A 17203-nucleotide genomic window follows, 5' to 3' on the forward strand; every position below is an offset into this window, starting at 1 on the left:
TTGGCCACCTTAAATCTTTCAATGTTTTAATTCTTAAATCTTTAAATATCATGAAAACACATCACTATATATTTCTTACAGCCATTCTGTTTGTCATTGTCTTTTACGATCAGGATGTAGGGCTGAACCTTGGAATTCTGGGAACTGTCTATGCAGTATTAACTCTGTTCAGAACTCCGAAAAAAAATAAAACCGGAACCCTGTATGCCCTTTTTGCAACAAGTATTCTCTCCAGTATTGCTTTTGCCTGGTATGGAGATTTTTCATCCTTTTTGGCGGTGGTAAGTTCGCTCCTTTTGCTGGGTTATAAATCAAAAAACAGGAGGATGAAAATTCTTCTTCTTGTTCCGGTTTTTATTGTCAACTGCTGTACTTCCTTCTGTCGTTTTTTTAATTTCGATAAATGGATTCCTCAAAAGAATGTTCCCGGATTGTGGCAGAAGGCATTGGCTTTTATTCTGATTCCACTTGTGCTTGTTTCGGTTTTCTTTGGTATCTATTCTGCGGGAAGCAACCACTTTGCAGCCCTTTTTACAGATTATGAGCTGGATCTTAATCTTTGGCAGGTCTTCTGTCTTTTTGTTTTAGGATTCTTTATCGCCTTCAATTACTGGAACTATGCCGTAGAAAAACTGATCTATAAAAACAATTGTTTTTTGGATAATGACTTTCAAAAAGATTCTCAAACTCCTAAATCTACCTACTCTTTCATTGATCTTGATGCTGAAAGAATGAGCGGAGTAATATCTTTTGTTTTACTGAATATCTTATTGATCTTCTTCATTATCACTTACAATTATGAACAGTTTTATGAAGTGGTAAAAACACCTGTTCAGCTTTCAGAAGAAACGCATGAAAGAGTAAATGCAGTGATCATGTCTATTGTAATGGCCATTCTTGTGATCATGTTTTACTTTAAATCCGGATTTAATTTTGATCCAAAAGCAGGGCTTCTGAAAATATTAGCCAAAATCTGGATTTTTCTCAATGCCATCCTTGTACTGTCTGCAGCTCTTAAAAACTATGAGTATATTGTAAATTACGCATTTACCTATAAAAGACTGGGTGTTTTTGCCTTTTTACTTTTATCAATAGTAGGATTGGTTTTAACCTTTATTAAAATTCAAAAGAGGAAAAGAAACATATTCCTGGTGAATATGATGGTCTGGTATCTTTATGGAACCATTTTAGTCTGCAGTTACTTTAATTGGGGTGGTTTTATTACTTCCCAGAATATAAAGCGAAAAGATTTTGCGGTCAACTATCATTTAACATCTATCAATTTCAGTGAAAAAGCGCTGTTGAAATATGCAGATGAAAAAAATGATCAGAAGCTTAAAAAGTCTTTACAGGATAAAGTGAAAATGGAAACTTCCAAGAGTTTCCTTTCAAAGATCATGTATTATCAGACCATTAAATAACCAACTATGAGAAAATTCCTGGAATCTTCAAGGTTTAAAATCAGTATATTATTGATACTGATGACTATATTCTGTTTCAGTCTCTCGGCTTTCAGATACTATATCAGTGATACAAAAGTGTTTTTATTCCTCAACTGGAATCTTTTCCTGGCGTGGATTCCTTTATTGTTAAGCTCTTTTATTCTTGCCTTTAACATCAAAAGTAAAATCTCCCTGATCTTTATTATTATAGTCTGGATTTTGTTTTTTCCCAATTCACCTTATATTCTCACTGATCTTTTTCACCTGAAGGCTAGGAATACGATACCGATCTGGTATGATCTGATTGTCATTCTCTCTTATGCATGGACAGGGCTGATCTGTGGTTTTATCAGTCTTAATGATATTGAACAACGGCTTTCAGACTATTATGGTAAAAGAAACTTCATCAACGGTTTGATTATTTTTTTCCTTTTCATGAGCAGCTTTGGAGTATATCTGGGACGATTTCTGAGGTGGAACAGCTGGGATGTGCTCAATAATCCTTTTGGTCTTTTCTCCGATATTGTGGTGCGGTTTATCTACCCGCTGGAATATACCAAAACATGGGGTGTTACTCTCTTGATGGGAATTATGCTGAACTTTATGTACTTTACCTTTAAATGGATGGGAACAAATAATGGAAGAGAATTACAGCCGGAGAAAATAAATCCTTAAATGAATTGGAACAATTTTAGCATTTAAATGAGCTCAACAAATGAATGTTGATCATCCTTAAAATTAATATTATGAAAAAATGCTTATTGTTAATCCCCTTGATTATTGTTGCTTGTAAAAAAGAACCTGCTGTGACAGCAATTCAGGATAAGGATTCTACAATCGTAACAGAAATGCCGGACTCTGTTGTAAAAGCTGATTCCGCTGCATTGAGAAAAAAAGATTCAATTATTAACAATGCTCCGGCCACTAAAGACGTTTTGCGCAAAGGCGTAATGAGAAATGAAAAAGAAGGTCAGATCATAAGAATTGCCGATGCTAATCAGCTTCCTTTTACTTTGGGAGAAGAATTTACAAAAGATGATCAGGAACTGGTTTTAAAACTGACCCATTACGACCGCCCGAATATTAAAGCAAAAATCTCAACCAAAGAGAAAGATTTCAATATCCGTTTCAATCAGATCAAACTTCCTAACGGAGACTATGATGGGCCTTTCGGAAGAGAAATTACATATGATACTTCCGGAAAAGGTGAGGTGTGGCTGATTATAGGGAAAAGCAACATGGCTTCCGGAAATACCAAGGGAAGTTTTACAGTGACTGTAGAATAAGATGAAATCAATTTGGTACAGTTTCTGCAAACTAAACTCTGAAGTTTAAAATTTAATATTATGAAAAATATAGTTCTAACAGCCATAGCTGCCTCAGCCGTACTCGTAAGTTGCGGAACCGTACAGTCGCTGGTTCAGAATACATTTCCATACACAACGAATGTTTTAGTTTCTACAGGCGTTCCTGCAGATAAAGAAGTTTCTTCCACTGCAACCGCTACCAATGTACAGACATGGTTCGGAGGAAATAATAATGCAAAGATCAAAGATGTGAGAATTTCAGATGCCAAAATTTCTGTGGCATCTCCTTCAGGAGGAAATCTGAGTGCATTCAAAACCATTAAAATATACGTTTCATCCAACGGAACGGGAGAAAGATTGATCGCATCCCGTGCCAATATATCTGCTAATTCTTCTAGCTTAAATCTGGATCTGAATGATACAGGATTCCTGGATGAAATTGTGAAAAGTTCAGGATTAACCGTAAGAACGGTTTATGAGCTGAAGAATCAAACCTCTTCAGATATGAATATTAAGGTGGCCCTTAATTTCAGCAGTGTTCCTGCGAAATAAAACCGAATAAATATTTAGAAAAAACCGCCTTTCAGAATTCTGAAAGGCGGTTTGATGTGAAGTAAAATGTATATAAAGTTTGTCTATTAGAGTTTTGTGAACTTCTCAACAACTCTTCTTTGCCCTTCATTGATATTGATAATATACTGTCCGGTTGGCAACTGTGAAATATCAATCTTTTCATCAGATAAAACAGAATTTTTGATCACGGTACGCCCCTGAAGGTTGATGATTTCAAAATCCATTTTTTTGTTTTCTGCATTGTGAATGGCAATAGAATTGCTTGATGGATTAGGATAAATTTTAACCTCTAAAGCAGCCAAAGTTTTAATAGGTGTTGCAAATTTACTCTCCAGTTGAACAATGGCATTCTTTACATTAGGAAGAGGTCCTATCTTCTGACCCGTCACAGTTCCTCCCTGAGGAATCCCTGTAGAAATTAAAAGGTTCTTCATCGCTGTTGGAGTCAAATACTGTCCTGTAGTTTGGCGATAGAAGGATTGAATCAAAATAGCCGCAGAAGATACTACCGGTGTCGCAGAACTTGTACCACTGAAATAATTATAAGTTCTGTTGTTGTCATTGTCATATTTCGCATAAGATCCATAACCTGCCGCCATAACACTGCTTCCCCAGCCCTGAACATCCACTCTGTTTCCAAAAGTACTGAAACTTAATTTTGAATGGGTTGTATTGGGAGATCCAGCTCCTACAATGATAGCACCGCTGTTTCCTCTTGCATTATATGTCGCATAAAACGGATCATCCAGATTCTGATTTCCATTACCCGCAGCTGCGATGATAATAATTCCCGAATCAGTAGCAGCTTTTGTAAGATCCCAGATTACTTTATCATATTCCGCAGGACAATACTGTCCGTCTTTTCCACCCGTCTGCATTTCATATAAAATAATATCGCCTGCCTGGGAGGCGTTTATAGATCTGCTCACTGCAGAAGCCCTGTTGTATCCCACAGTGGTCCATTCCATATATCCCTTTATTTCAGAAGTATTGTAAGCCGCTCCTGTAAGTCCAATATTGTCTTTTATGGAACCTAAAATACTTACCACAGCAGTTCCGTGGTCACGATAATTATTATTAGCTAACCCGGCATTCGGAGAATATCCCGGTTCAAGTTGTATAGAATTTTGGTTGGTCAGCATTTCATGAGTTTTGTAAAAACCATATTCTACATCACGTACGCGAATATTCTGTCCGGTGATTCCTCTTGACCAAGCATATTTTGCATTGATTCCCGGATTGTCATTCAGGTAAGTCTGCAGGCTTTCAAGATCTGGTGTCGCTACAAAAGCGTTTACCAAAGGAGGTTCTATTGGGGTAGCGCTCATCACAGATACATATTCTATCTCCGGAAATCTTTCCAGAGTCTGAATGATTTTCTGCGCTGCTTCCTGATTTTGAAGAGGTAGATCTGCTTTGTAAATTCTTTTCAGTTTTTCCACAGATTCTCCGGAGTTGCCGATGGCTTTGCTGCTTCTGGCCATTTCATCAAGTTTATGGTCTGTGAAATCCAGATCATACTTAAACGAAATATGATTTTCTCTTGAAAATCTCTCCAGATCAGCATTTCTGCTGAAAGCTGTTTTCTCTGAATTAATGCCTTTTGAAAAACATACATAGATCACTGAATTTTGATCATTAGCCATTTTGGCTTGGCTGTCCTGGCCAAATGACATAGAAGAGCAGAACGCAAATAATGCGAGAAGGTTGATTTTTGTTTTCATACTATTTTGTTAAATGGTTGTAAATCAAAACTGATTTACATCAAAAATAATAATAAAATGAAAACAAATCACATTTTTGTGAGTTTATTATTGAATTTTTTTCCTTTGCCTTATGAGTAGGGCATTTCATCGTTTTTTGACAATAAACCTTACCGATTTTTAAAACAGATGAGGCTTTGAAAGAATGATATTAATAGTATTTCAATCTTAAATTTCCCTCTGTTTATCACAAAAAAAATACCATCCAGAATCGCTGAATGGTATTGTTGAGGGGTACAGGTTTATTCTTTATATATCGTCAAACCAGTTTAATGTATTTTTGTGGTAAATCACTTTCTTTTTATTCATAATCTTGTATTCAATACCAATGCTGTCCTGGTTAGCGTTGATGAGTTTCGCTTCCTGAATTGACTGCTCTTTTTCATCTAAATAAGTTTCAGGGGAAGATTGTACTACCTTCTCAATAACGTCTGAATAGGGAATTCTTGAGATTTGTTTTTCGAAGATTCCTTCTTTTTTGTAAATCGTAATGAGCGGTCTGGACATTGCTCCAGGCCGGCCTCTTTCTATTCTGTAAGTGTCATCCAGCTTAACTCGCTGTTCACACCCAATGGTAGAGAAATAAAGAAGCATACCAAAAAAAGGCATCATCATCGGAAGAATACTCAGAATAATTCCCGATATCAAAAGACCAAAATATACTTTGATTATTTTTTTCTTCCAGAACCAGATGATGATAAAAATAGTCATTACCAGCCAAAGCCAGCTAATTATTTTATCAATATAATATCCGGCAAAACTGTAATGGTTCAGGCTTAATACGATCCCAAACAGAAAAATTAAAGTCACCGCCAGATAAGCAATGACTATCTTTTTGTTCTTCATCTCTCTGAATTAGTTTTTGGTAATAGAATCCATTACAATCGTGACAGGTCCGTCATTAATCAGGGATACTTTCATATCGGCTCCGAAAATTCCACTTTCTGTCTTTAATCCTGACTTAGCTATTTCTTCTTTAAAGTAATCAAAAAGAGGTACAGCCTTATCAGGTTTTGCCGCCTTTATGAAAGAAGGACGGTTACCTTTTTTATAATCTGCAATTAATGTAAACTGGCTGATGCAAAGGATTTCTCCTGAAATATCCTTCACAGAAAGATTCAGTTTTCCCTCTTCATCTCCAAAGATTCTTAGATTTAAAACCTTCTGTACAAGCCAATCTGCATCTGCTTTTTCATCATTTTCATCTACACCTACAAGCAGCATGAGTCCCTTTCCGACTTCACCCACTGTTTTTCCCTCTACTTTTACACTCGCTTCAGAGACTCTTTGTATAACGATCTTCATTTTATATTCTAATAGTAAACATTCAACGTTTTGCTTGGCGCATCATAACTGTAAGGATAGGTCTTAGGCGGAAGAGATGTTTTAGCGCCAGACTCTGGCTGTCCTGTACTTAATATCCATCTTGTGTTATCCTGAGGGCATAGAATGGCAATATTGTCCTTTACCTCAAGAGTTGTATTGTTATCAGGGCATATATGAGGCGCATTCCTGTCATATACTTTAAATCCGTTTGCTGTTCGGACAATGATTAACCCTCTTGTTCCGGACTGCTGCTCATTGACGTAAATCCAACCGTTGATATTGTTCAAAGCATAGTAGGCAGGCAGATTTAAATTAAGCGATACATTGATCGGAGTATTGGGAAAGCAGCTCACTGTATCTTCTCTGCTTCCACAAGAATTTATAGTTAAATTACTGAAAATCAATAAACTGAAAATAGATAAGATTGAGAAAGTTTTTTTCATTTCAATTTAAATTTTTATATATTTGTAAAAGTTAAACGATTACAACACGAAAACATTGTCCGGCAAATGTCGGATTATTTTTTTATACTAAAACTAAATTTTGAAAATTATGGCAAGCTATGTAACTAAGGAGGGCCTAGAGAAAATGAAAGCTGAGCTTGAACAGTTGGAAACTGTGGAAAGACCAAAAATTACTCAGCAGATCGCAGAAGCCAGAGACAAAGGAGATTTGTCGGAAAATGCAGAATACGACGCGGCTAAAGAGGCTCAGGGGATGCTTGAAATGAGAATTTCTAAGCTGAAAGACGTTGTCTCTACTTCTAAAATTATAGACGAAAGCCAATTAGATACTTCAAAAGTTTCAATCTTAACAACAGTGAAACTTAAAAATAATGCTACCCAGCAAGAACAGGTATTTAAATTGGTACCGGATAACGAAAGCGACCTGAAGACAGGAAGGATTTCTGTAAACACTCCTATCGCAAAAGGTCTGTTAGGAAAAGTGATTGGCGAAACTGCTGAAATTACTTTACCCAACGGGAACAAACTATCTTTTGAAGTATTAGACATTTCTTTATAGTCTGATACCATATTCTATTTCTAACTTCTGATATCCAACTTCTATATAAAATGAGCACTATATTCACAAAAATCATCAATGGCGAAATTCCCTCCTATACAATTGCAGAAGATGAAAATTTTATTGCATTTTTAGACGCAATGCCTTTGGTGAAGGGACATACTTTAGTAGTTCCGAAAAAAGAAGTGGATTTGATTTTTGATCTTGAAAGTGAAGAATACAAAAACCTTTGGGGATTTGCCCAAGAGGTAGCCAAGAAGATCAAAACTGCAATTCCATGTGTAAGAGTAGGAGTGGCGGTCGTAGGACTTGAAGTCCCTCATGCGCACATCCATCTCATCCCTTTAAACAAGGTGGAAGAAATGAATTTTAGAAATGAAAGATTAAAATTAACGAACGAAGAATATACAGAGATTCAAAACTCAATTATTAATTCTTAAAAAACAGAAAATCGTAAAAAAGTAATTTTTTACGATTTTCTTTAATAACATATACATATATATTATATCATATGAACTCAAACCAATGTTCTTTCTGTGGCAGAAAAAGAAATGAAGTGCAGATGCTGATTTCTGGCCAGAATGGTTTTATTTGTGAAAATTGTATAGAGCAGGCACATGCTATTGTAAAAGACGGTGCATCGAAAACAGGGCATACACCTGCAGACAACATGGATGAGCTTAAAAAACCTAAGGAGATCAAGGTATTTCTTGATCAGTATGTGATTGGCCAGGATCAGGCGAAAAAACAGCTTTCAATTGCTGTATATAATCACTACAAGAGACTACTTCACGCTCAGGACGAAAACAGAGAGGTGGAGCTTGAAAAGTCAAATATTATCATGATAGGGGAGACCGGAACAGGTAAAACCCTTCTTGCAAAAACAATCGCGAGAGAACTTAATGTTCCTTTTTGTATCGTAGATGCTACTATTTTGACAGAAGCCGGATATGTAGGAGAGGATGTTGAAAGTATCCTGTCCAGACTTCTGATGGTCGCGGATTACGATGTGGAAAAAGCTGAAAAAGGAATTGTTTTCATCGATGAGATTGATAAGATTGCAAGAAAATCCGACAATCCAAGTATTACAAGAGACGTTTCCGGAGAAGGAGTACAGCAGGGATTATTGAAACTGTTGGAAGGAAGTATTGTGAATGTTCCACCACAGGGAGGAAGAAAACACCCGGATCAAAAATATATTCAGGTGAACACTCAGAACATATTATTTATTGCCGGAGGGGCTTTTGACGGAATCAAAGAGATTATCGAAAGAAGAATGAACAAACAGGCAATCGGATTCAGCTCTGAAAAAATTAATAAAACAGATGAAGACGAATATGTATTAACAAATATTAATGCAATTGATCTTCGTACTTTCGGATTAATTCCGGAACTTTTAGGAAGATTTCCAATCATCACTTACCTCGATAAACTCACAAAAGAGACGCTGGTAAGAATCATGAAGGAACCTAAAAATTCAATCGTGAACCAATTTGTAGAACTCTTCAAAATGGATGGCACGAATTTGGCAATTACGGATGGAGCAATTGAAAAAATTGTTGAAGAAACCCTTGAAAAAGGATTAGGTGCCCGAGGACTAAGAGGCACTACTGAAAAAGTTTTGGAAGACTACATGTTTTCAATCGGAGAGGAGAAAGATATTGTCCTTACAGAGGATAATGTTTTGATTAATAGATAATTTTTTTTTTTTTTTAGAAAAAAAAATAATACCTTTGCGGGTGAAGATTGTATTAACACACAAATAATTTATACAATGAGAAAAAGTTTATTTGCTATAGGTCTTTTAGCAATTAGTTATTCTGTTCAGGCGCAGATACTATGTCATGTTGACACTAATGCTAATATGTATGTGAGCGAAGGCACCCTAGTTTATAGCGGTGGAGGTGTACAGACAAGAGGTAATGGTCTTTTGGACGTACATGGAAATATCATGGTTGTAGGATCTGCTACAGATGGTTTTAAGACAATTGATGCTGGCGGTGCTGATAAAACTGACGGTGGAAATATCATCTTAAGACTTAACACTCCTGCTTCTTTTGCTACTTCCACGTATGGTCAGTTGTACATTGATGGATTATCCCAATCCAACATTTCAGGTGTTGTCACCAAAGAATACAGAACTACAAGTAACGGTAGCGGTAATTATTTTCAGCAAGTTGCTTTGCCTTTCTCTGGTAAAGCTTACAATTCATTATCTACTGAAGTGGGCAAGGTTTTCAATACTGGAAGGTATGATAATCCAATTCTTAAATGGGATAATGCTAATGCTGTTTCTATTACCACTTTGAATCTAGCTCCTACCTCGACTACTTGGGATGCTTCAGGTTATTATATGCTTAAGGTTAAAAATAACGACTGGAATCCAAGTACTCCTGCAGGTGCAGCGACTGTATTCAATATTAATGGTAAACCATATGCACCATATGCTGGTGTTATAACATTGCAGAATGGAGGGAAATCTAATTTAGGTGCTTCTAACGTAGTGTTTGGAGCTAATGGTAATGCTGTAAACCAATACAACGAGAAGTACAATACTTATCTTGATGACAGTTTTGAGTTTACTCTAACCCCATGGTCTGGAACATTTGGTCAAAACTGGTATCAATTCGGAAACCCTTTCCTTACCAATATAGATTTAGCTAATATTGGATATACTGAAGGTGGTACAACAACTGATGGAAATGCTGTGAAGAATATCTGGGGTATTGAATATAACCCGGGTACAGTGGTTACTCTACCAAATGGTTCTACTTATGCTACAGGAGCTCAGGTAGTTACTTATATAGCTACAGGTGATGGAGTTGCTCCGGCAGTTGGGGATGTGAACTTAGATAAAATGGTTATCAAACCTATGCAGTCGTTTAAAATAAAGTTAAGAGATAATTCACTTCAAACTTTAAATTTTAATACACTGAGAAGATTTAAGTCAACAGCAAGAACATCAGGTACTGATTATAATGTGAATGCTGCTAGAAATGCTAATGTGAAATCTGTAACGAATACTGTAAAACAGCTTGGGGTGATTGGACTAGATGCTAATGGAAAAGAACTTTCCAGAACATACTATGTTGTTTCTCCAGGATTAACAACAGGACACCAGATTTCTGCTGCAACTTCGGTTCAGGCTTCAGCCGGTAAAAACCTTATCGGTACTTATGAAGAAGCATTGAATGGCGGGTATGATACTAATAATCAAAACTATTGGTTATATATTAACGAAGCTAATGAGAATAACTTCCAGGGTAAGAATGTTAAGCTAATGAGCTATTACGACCAGGTGAAGTCTTATAAATTCGAGATCAGAGAAAACACTGAGTTAATTCCAGCTGGTGCACACCAGTTATCTTCAGGAATTGGTTTCTATTATAAAGCAGAAAATGGCAATTTAATAGAAGCTAAACAAGGAGATATTGTTCCTGTAACAAATGAGGAAGCTAATTTGTACTATGGAGAACCAAGTAATATTACTTTAGCAGTAGATAATAAAGCTAATGCTTCAAGAACACTTGTAGTGTATGATCCATCTATTACAAATTACATTGTAAGATTTGATCCAAAATGGAAAAAAGCAGATATTCAAGTTTATGATATGAGCGGTAAACTGGTAATCTCTAAAAAAGCGGTTGAAACATCCAGAGATTTTGTAATCGAGCTTGATGGCTCAGTTAAAAATTCATATGTTGTAAAAATCGTTTCAGATAAGGGAGAAACTGTTAACACTAAAATCTTAAAATAAACCACATGAAGACTATTAATAAACTAGTATTGGCCTTTTTTCTATTTGTTATATCTTTAGCAAATGCAGCTCCACCACCGCCAAGCGGAGGAGGAAACGGAGGAAATGGTACCGGATCACTTGCCTCACCCATTGATATGTATGTATATGTACTTGGTATTGTAGCAATTGGATTTGTTGTTTACTTTACAAAAAAGTATAAAAGCGTAAAAGCATAAAATTTTATTAAAATAATATTAAACTCTCTGATTAGTCAGAGAGTTTTTTTATTTTTACTCTATGAAAAAGATTTATACGCTATCTGCTGTTTTGGCCGCATTTGCTCTACAGGCTCAATTTACGGTTACAATTCAGACTCCGGCAGATTTTAAAGATCAGGATGCTATTCTATATACATTAAACGGCTCGAAAGATATTATTGTTACTAAAGAACAAAGTAAGAATAATACATGGACCTTTAAATACCCAAGCAACTACATGGGAATGATGAAAGTCTATTTCCCGGTTTCTAATAATACAGTAAGCTTTATTTCTGAAAATAAAAATGTCAACTTTAAGCTGGATATCCAGAATAATAAGGTTAAAGATGTTACTTATCTGGACGAAGCTAATGCTCTGATGAGCAAGCAGCAGGAGGGATCACAAAAGAAAGAGCTTATCCTGCCGGCTTTATCTCAGATCAAAGAGTATTATAAAGATAACACAGACTTCGGAAAAGCTTTGAAAACTGAGATTGACAGACTTTCTGGTAGTTCTAGTTCTATTGATGCAGCACAGCATCCGTTTATTACATATTATAATACGAATTATAGTAAGTTCTTATCCAATTCAGCGGATACAACCAAAAAAGTAGATCAGGAAGAAATAATCAACTTTTTGGATAAATCAGGTGATATGCTTGAGAGCTCATCATTATTGAGACCTGTATTAGTTAATTATCTGAACTCAGGTGGTAATACTAATGTTACAGCTTCTGTTGATAAACTATTAGATCGTTTGAAAGTGGAAACTCCAAGAGGACAGACTGTATTATCAGAACTGATCGACATCTTTGATGTTTATGAGATGGATGAATACAAGAGTAAATATCTTTCCCTTGCCAAGAACCTTAAATGTACAATTACAGACAGGCTTGCTTCTACATTGAAATCGAATGCGAACATTGAAATGGGGGCTGCTTTTCCTAATTATAAATTCCAGTCACCTGTAAATACCACTGCAAAGTCATTATACGATATAAAAGCAGATAAGAAGGTTGTTGTTTTCTGGTCATCTACATGTTCGCACTGTGAAAGCGAACTTCCGAAACTTCTGGAAAAATACAATGACCTTAAATCAAAAAATATTCAGGTTATTGGGCTATCCCTGGATGTTGATAAAAATTCTTATTCTAAAAAAATTGCTGCTTTTCCTTGGGTGAATGATTCAGAATTGAGAGGCTGGAACAGTAGCTACACTGATTTGTACAATATTCATGCAACTCCGACGTATTTTATTTTAGATGCTAACAATAAGATAATCAGTAAACCAGACCATGTTGGGGATGTTTTGGAATATTTTAAGCTAAAATAATTTTGGAGGTAAAGAAATATTTTCTATATTTGCACCACCAAAAAGGCGAGGTAGCTCAGTTGGTTAGAGCGCAGGATTCATAACCCTGAGGTCACGGGTTCAATTCCCGTCTTCGCTACGATAAACCGCAATCATTGATTAATGATTGCGGTTTTTATTTTTAGAATAGTCAAAAACATTATCTTCTAATTTCTCCAAAAAATTTTCTTTTTTTATAGATTCTGACTTTCCAAGAGAAAATTGAGGGATTTCAAGTCTATACCTCTTTTGACCATAGTACTTATAGTTTTATAATAAAGGGAAATTAATATGTTCCTTTTATTTGCTTTCTCATAGGCTTTTTTTGAAAGAACTTTTTTATTTTGATTCACACTCTTGTTTAGTCAGATAAAGCGAATAATTGATCTCTAAAACAGATGTATGTAATGGTGATCGTTTTTCCCTAAAAGAGCCTTGGGTGAATGCTTCTTAAGACATCATAAAAAAGCCGTTTTACAATCTGCAAAACGGCTTTTTATTTTTTGTACAGGTTCTTTATCAGACCTGGTATCCAAGTAGCTTTCTAATCTGATAGAAGAATCTTTCAATCAGTCGCAGATCTTGTGTTACGATCTCTGCACTTCCTCTCAGTTCTTTATCAAAAGTAAGCGTTTTGTTGTAGCTTGTTTTTAATCCTTTTGGTAAAATCACATCTACATAATAATTTCCTTTTTCATCAGGAATAAGAGAGATGTTCTGCACTTTTCCTTCGATAATACCGTATTCCTGGAATCGGTAATTGTCGAGCTTAATCAGTACTTTTTCACCCGGAATTATTTTTCCTGAATTGACCGTTGGAACGGACATTCTGCCTACTAACTGTTCTTTATTTTTAGGAAGAATAGAAAGGATGGGCTCCCCTGACTTTACGAACTGATTCTCGCCAAAAAACTGTTGAAAACTGGCAACACCATCAGTAGATGAGATGACAAGGTAATTCAGTTCCCATTGCTTTAGAGACTTTCTCAGCTGTTCAAGGAGCTGTAAAGTTTGTGAAGAGTATGTGATTTTGTCCTTTTCTGTGTTAATGGCAGTTCCACTTTTTGTTTTATTAAGGTTGGAAATACCTTCATCCATTTGTGATATGGAAATTTTAAGATTTTCAAGATTTTGCTGAGCCTGAAGAAATTTGATCTTTTCATTCTCAAGTTCCATTGCTGAAATAACACCTTGATTAAAAAGTTCCTGAGATCTGTTGAAGTTTTTCCTCGTCAGATCATATTTTATAGATTCAAGATTTTTCTGTTGTTTTAAGGTAGCTATTCTTATCCTGTATTCAGAAATACTCTGATTGGCTGCCAGATTTTCCGGAGCATAAGGCTGCAATCTTGTAAATAGGGCCTCATCCTGAAATGCCTTGGCAAAACTGTTGTATTCACCCTGTAATTCGCCTAATTTAAAACTTGATGTCTGGGCAATAGGGAAGGCGTATAATTTATCAGGAGTAATAGAGTCTACCAGTTTTTTCAACTCTAAAATATCTTTATAGTTGGCTGCAGACTGCATGACCATCAGTACATCATTTTTTTTAACTTCCTGATGATCTTTTATAAATATTTTTTCAATTTTTGAACTTGTTCTTGCTTCTATTTTCTCTGGAGGATTCTGAGAAGTTACAATAATAGGAGCTGGCACAAACTCCGGATATTTTATAATGTAGCTCATTAATAGAATGAGCAGGAGGATAATAAATATAACGGTATTCCCCCAACGGATCATCCAATGAGGAGGCTGGGTAAGAATATCCTGTACGCTTTCTGAGCGGAGTTCAATATTGTCTAAAACGTCTTCTTTCATTGTTATGTAGTAAAATTTCCCCCAATATTTCAGGGGGAATATAATTTAATTAAATGGGCAATTCCCGTCATACCATGATGGTGGTGAAGTATCTGCATCCGGTGGACATGCAATATGGTGGAGACGGCATGGCATCCAACTGCCAAGACACCAAGAACCACAGCAGTTGTTGTCCGGAATAACTACACCTCCGCTGACAAATGTCAGATCTTTTCTCGAAAGTTTTTTTAGATTTTTCATGATTAAATTAGTTTTTATTTTTCCTACTCTGTAAGCTTTTCGGATTCCGCTGTATGTTGGTTAGCTTCCCAATTCAAGCTGATTTCTTACAAGTCTGTAATATTCTCCCCTTAAATCTACCAAATCAGCATGGCTTCCTTCTTCCACTACTTTTCCTTGATCCAGCACAATGATTTTATCAGCATGTCTTACTGTGGAAAGCCTGTGGGCAATAACTACAGCAGTTTTTCCTTTGAAGAACTGCTCAAGATTTTCCATGATCACTTTCTCATTATTGGCATCCAGTGCAGAGGTTGCTTCATCAAACAAAATGTATTCAGGTGATTTGTATACTGCTCTTGCAATAAACAGCCTTTGTTTTTGGCCACCGCTGACTCCTACACCTTCATTTCCAATCTTTGTATTATAGCTTAGTGGAAGACTTTCTATAAATTCTTTGATGTTGGCAATTTCTACGGCACGTCTTAGTTTTTGTTTATCAATATGATCTTCACCTACTGCAATATTATTGGCAATAGTGTCATTGAATACATATCCTTCCTGCATTACCACTCCACAATGATCTCTCCAGTTTCTTGGAGAAATATTTTTCATATTGGTGCTTCCAATTCTGATCTCCCCCTTGTCAGGATCATAGAACTTCATCAAGAGTTTCAGCAGAGTTGTTTTTCCACTTCCGCTGGCGCCTACAATTGCAGTCGTCTGCTGATAAGGTATGGTAAGGTTTAAGTTTTCAAAAACGGGAACATCAGAACCTATATATCTGAATGACATGTCTTTGATCTCTATGTCTTTTTTTGGAAAGTCTGTGACGTATTGTTCATTCTTATCTTCTTCATCATCTTTGTCATGAATTTCCCCCAATCTTTCAAGGGAAATCTTAGCATCCTGTGTCTGTTTGATAAAGTCGATAAGCTGGAGAAGAGGGCTGTTCAGCTGTCCAATGATATATTGTACAGAAAGCATCATCCCTAAGGTAAGATTTCCACTTAAAACCAGTTTTGCTGAAAGGAAACTCACCAGGATATCTTTCATCTGGTTGATAAAATTTCCTCCCACAGATTGCCATTGCTCTAGTGAAAGCGATTTTATTCGGATTTTGAATAATTTTACCTGAAGAAATTCCCAGTCCCATCTTTTCTGCTTTTCAGCGTTATGCATTTTGATTTCCTGCATCCCGTTGATAAGCTCGATCACCTTACTCTGTTCCTGAGATACCTGAGAGAATCTTTTATAGTCAAGCTCTTTTCTTTTTTTCAAAAAGAAGCTGATCCAGCCGATATACAATATCGCTCCTACAAGATAAACAATGAATAATCTGTAATCATAAAACAGAAGTACAATACTGAAAATGATAAGATTCACCAATGAAAATAATGTATTTAGAGATGAGCTTGTAAGAAGCTGCTCAATTCTATGGTGGTCATTTATTCTCTGCATGATATCTCCGGTCATTCTCGTGTCAAAGAAACTTATTGGAAGCTTCATCAATTTGATAAAGAAATCGGAAATGATCGAAATATTAATTCTTGCCGAAAGGTGAAGAAGAATCCAGCTTCGAATGGTTTCAATACCCATTCTTCCCAGGAACAACATGATCTGCGCAAGTAAAACCACATAGATAAAGTTAATATCCTGATTCTGTATCCCGACGTCTACAATACTTTGGGTAAGAAACGGGAATATCAGCGATAATAAACTTCCTCCCAAAAGTCCTACAGCAAGCTGTACAACAAGTGTTTTATACTTTAGAAGGTATTTGGAAAGGAAAGTAAAGCTGGCTTTGCTCTCTTCCGCATCAAATTCAGTTTGGAAGAATGCAGGAGTTGTTTCAAGAATAAGGATAATTCCTTCTTCTGTTTTCTCATTGGCATTTTCTCCGATCCAGGATTTGATAAATTCTTCACGCGTATAGGTGATCAGCCCATAACTGGGATCTGAAATATATACCTTATTGTTTTTATCAATTTTATAAACGACAACAAAGTGATTTTTATTCCAGTGTGCAATACAAGGGAATGGAACCTCTTCTGTGAGGGTGTTGAAGTCAATTTGGACTCCCATTGATCGGAATCCCAGGTTTTCTGCAGCATCACTCAGCCCAAGAAGGCTGCTTCCTTCACGTGTGGTTTCGGAGAGATTACGAATCTGTTGCAGGGATATACTTTTACCATAATGTTTACTTACGATCCTGAGACAGGTAGGACCGCAGTCTTTGGTATCTGGCTGCTTATAAAAAGGAAATTTTTTTTTCAAAACTAATACTCATTATAAAATGCCGTCAATAAATGACGACATTTTTACTTTAATTCAATTATAATTCAATGAAATGGTGAACCGGAAATAGGTCCATTTATCACCGCT

General features: G+C 36.1%; 17 protein-coding genes and 1 tRNA gene. 11 read left to right on the plus strand and 7 right to left on the minus strand.

Going from position 1 to position 17203, the window contains the following annotated elements; all coding sequences use genetic code 11:
• Positions 1-50: 50 nt before the first annotated feature.
• The 4 genes from DBR39_RS23290 to DBR39_RS23305 all read left to right on the plus strand — a co-directional run bounded on the left by DBR39_RS23290 (position 51) and on the right by DBR39_RS23305 (position 3301).
• Complete coding sequence (locus DBR39_RS23290; RefSeq protein ID WP_124537065.1) at positions 51-1421, plus strand: DUF4173 domain-containing protein; 1371 nt, start codon at positions 51-53, stop codon at positions 1419-1421.
• A gap of 6 nt (positions 1422-1427) precedes the next feature.
• Entirely contained in the window at positions 1428-2117 is a 690-nt protein-coding gene (locus DBR39_RS23295) for a DUF1361 domain-containing protein (protein ID WP_124537066.1), read from the plus strand.
• Between the two features lie 71 nt (positions 2118-2188).
• A complete protein-coding gene (locus DBR39_RS23300) occupies positions 2189-2728 on the plus strand; it encodes a hypothetical protein (RefSeq protein ID WP_124537067.1) in 540 nt (179 codons plus the stop codon).
• 60 nt (positions 2729-2788) lie between these two features.
• Positions 2789-3301, plus strand: coding sequence for a hypothetical protein (locus tag DBR39_RS23305; protein ID WP_103232372.1), 513 nt, complete (start codon positions 2789-2791; stop codon positions 3299-3301).
• An 86-nt stretch (positions 3302-3387) separates the two neighbouring features.
• On the opposite strand, the gene DBR39_RS23310 is transcribed toward DBR39_RS23305, so the two are convergent.
• The 4 genes from DBR39_RS23310 to DBR39_RS23325 form a co-directional block, all read right to left on the minus strand.
• Positions 3388-5046: a S8 family peptidase gene (locus DBR39_RS23310; protein WP_124537068.1), complete on the minus strand. Its 1659-nt coding sequence runs from the start codon at positions 5044-5046 to the stop codon at positions 3388-3390.
• A 288-nt stretch (positions 5047-5334) separates the two neighbouring features.
• On the minus strand, positions 5335-5931 hold the full coding sequence (locus DBR39_RS23315) for a hypothetical protein (RefSeq protein WP_124537069.1): 597 nt from the start codon (positions 5929-5931) through the stop codon (positions 5335-5337).
• 9 nt (positions 5932-5940) lie between these two features.
• Complete coding sequence (dtd, locus tag DBR39_RS23320) at positions 5941-6390, minus strand: D-aminoacyl-tRNA deacylase (protein ID WP_124537070.1); 450 nt, start codon at positions 6388-6390, stop codon at positions 5941-5943.
• Between the two features lie 8 nt (positions 6391-6398).
• Positions 6399-6854, minus strand: a complete 456-nt coding sequence (locus tag DBR39_RS23325; RefSeq protein WP_124537071.1) for a hypothetical protein — start codon at positions 6852-6854, stop codon at positions 6399-6401.
• A gap of 109 nt (positions 6855-6963) precedes the next feature.
• On the opposite strand from DBR39_RS23325, the gene greA reads away from it, so the two are divergent.
• The 7 genes from greA (at position 6964) to DBR39_RS23360 (ending at position 12881) form a co-directional block, all read left to right on the plus strand.
• Positions 6964-7434 (plus strand): transcription elongation factor GreA, encoded by a 471-nt coding sequence (greA, locus tag DBR39_RS23330; protein ID WP_103232366.1) that lies wholly within the window; start codon positions 6964-6966, stop codon positions 7432-7434.
• Between the two features lie 50 nt (positions 7435-7484).
• Positions 7485-7874: an HIT family protein gene (locus tag DBR39_RS23335; protein WP_103232365.1), complete on the plus strand. Its 390-nt coding sequence runs from the start codon at positions 7485-7487 to the stop codon at positions 7872-7874.
• 71 nt (positions 7875-7945) lie between these two features.
• Positions 7946-9133, plus strand: coding sequence for an ATP-dependent Clp protease ATP-binding subunit ClpX (gene clpX, locus DBR39_RS23340; protein ID WP_124537072.1), 1188 nt, complete (start codon positions 7946-7948; stop codon positions 9131-9133).
• A gap of 75 nt (positions 9134-9208) precedes the next feature.
• Positions 9209-11191: a T9SS type A sorting domain-containing protein gene (locus DBR39_RS23345; RefSeq protein ID WP_124537073.1), complete on the plus strand. Its 1983-nt coding sequence runs from the start codon at positions 9209-9211 to the stop codon at positions 11189-11191.
• Between the two features lie 5 nt (positions 11192-11196).
• Positions 11197-11409, plus strand: a complete 213-nt coding sequence (locus DBR39_RS23350; RefSeq protein WP_124537074.1) for a signal peptidase — start codon at positions 11197-11199, stop codon at positions 11407-11409.
• Positions 11410-11470: 61 nt separating this feature from the next.
• Positions 11471-12763 carry a TlpA family protein disulfide reductase gene (locus DBR39_RS23355; protein WP_124537075.1) on the plus strand — a complete coding sequence of 431 codons (1293 nt, stop codon included), beginning with the start codon at positions 11471-11473 and terminating at the stop codon, positions 12761-12763.
• 44 nt (positions 12764-12807) lie between these two features.
• Positions 12808-12881 (plus strand) — tRNA-Met (locus DBR39_RS23360).
• Positions 12882-13300: 419 nt separating this feature from the next.
• Here the strand turns inward: DBR39_RS23360 and DBR39_RS23365 are convergent.
• Genes DBR39_RS23365 through DBR39_RS23375 form a run of 3 tightly spaced genes read right to left on the minus strand, consistent with a single transcriptional unit; the run spans position 13301 to position 17095 of the window.
• Positions 13301-14599 carry an HlyD family secretion protein gene (locus DBR39_RS23365; protein WP_185147252.1) on the minus strand — a complete coding sequence of 433 codons (1299 nt, stop codon included), beginning with the start codon at positions 14597-14599 and terminating at the stop codon, positions 13301-13303.
• A 45-nt stretch (positions 14600-14644) separates the two neighbouring features.
• Positions 14645-14839, minus strand: coding sequence for a hypothetical protein (locus DBR39_RS23370; protein ID WP_124537077.1), 195 nt, complete (start codon positions 14837-14839; stop codon positions 14645-14647).
• 60 nt (positions 14840-14899) lie between these two features.
• The gene (locus DBR39_RS23375; protein ID WP_124537078.1) at positions 14900-17095 is read right to left on the minus strand and encodes a peptidase domain-containing ABC transporter; all 2196 of its coding nucleotides are present in this window, start codon (positions 17093-17095) and stop codon (positions 14900-14902) included.
• Positions 17096-17203: the final 108 nt, after the last annotated feature.

Source organism: Chryseobacterium sp. KBW03, from assembly GCF_003852415.1.
Classification (GTDB): Bacteria; Bacteroidota; Bacteroidia; order Flavobacteriales; family Weeksellaceae; genus Chryseobacterium; species Chryseobacterium viscerum.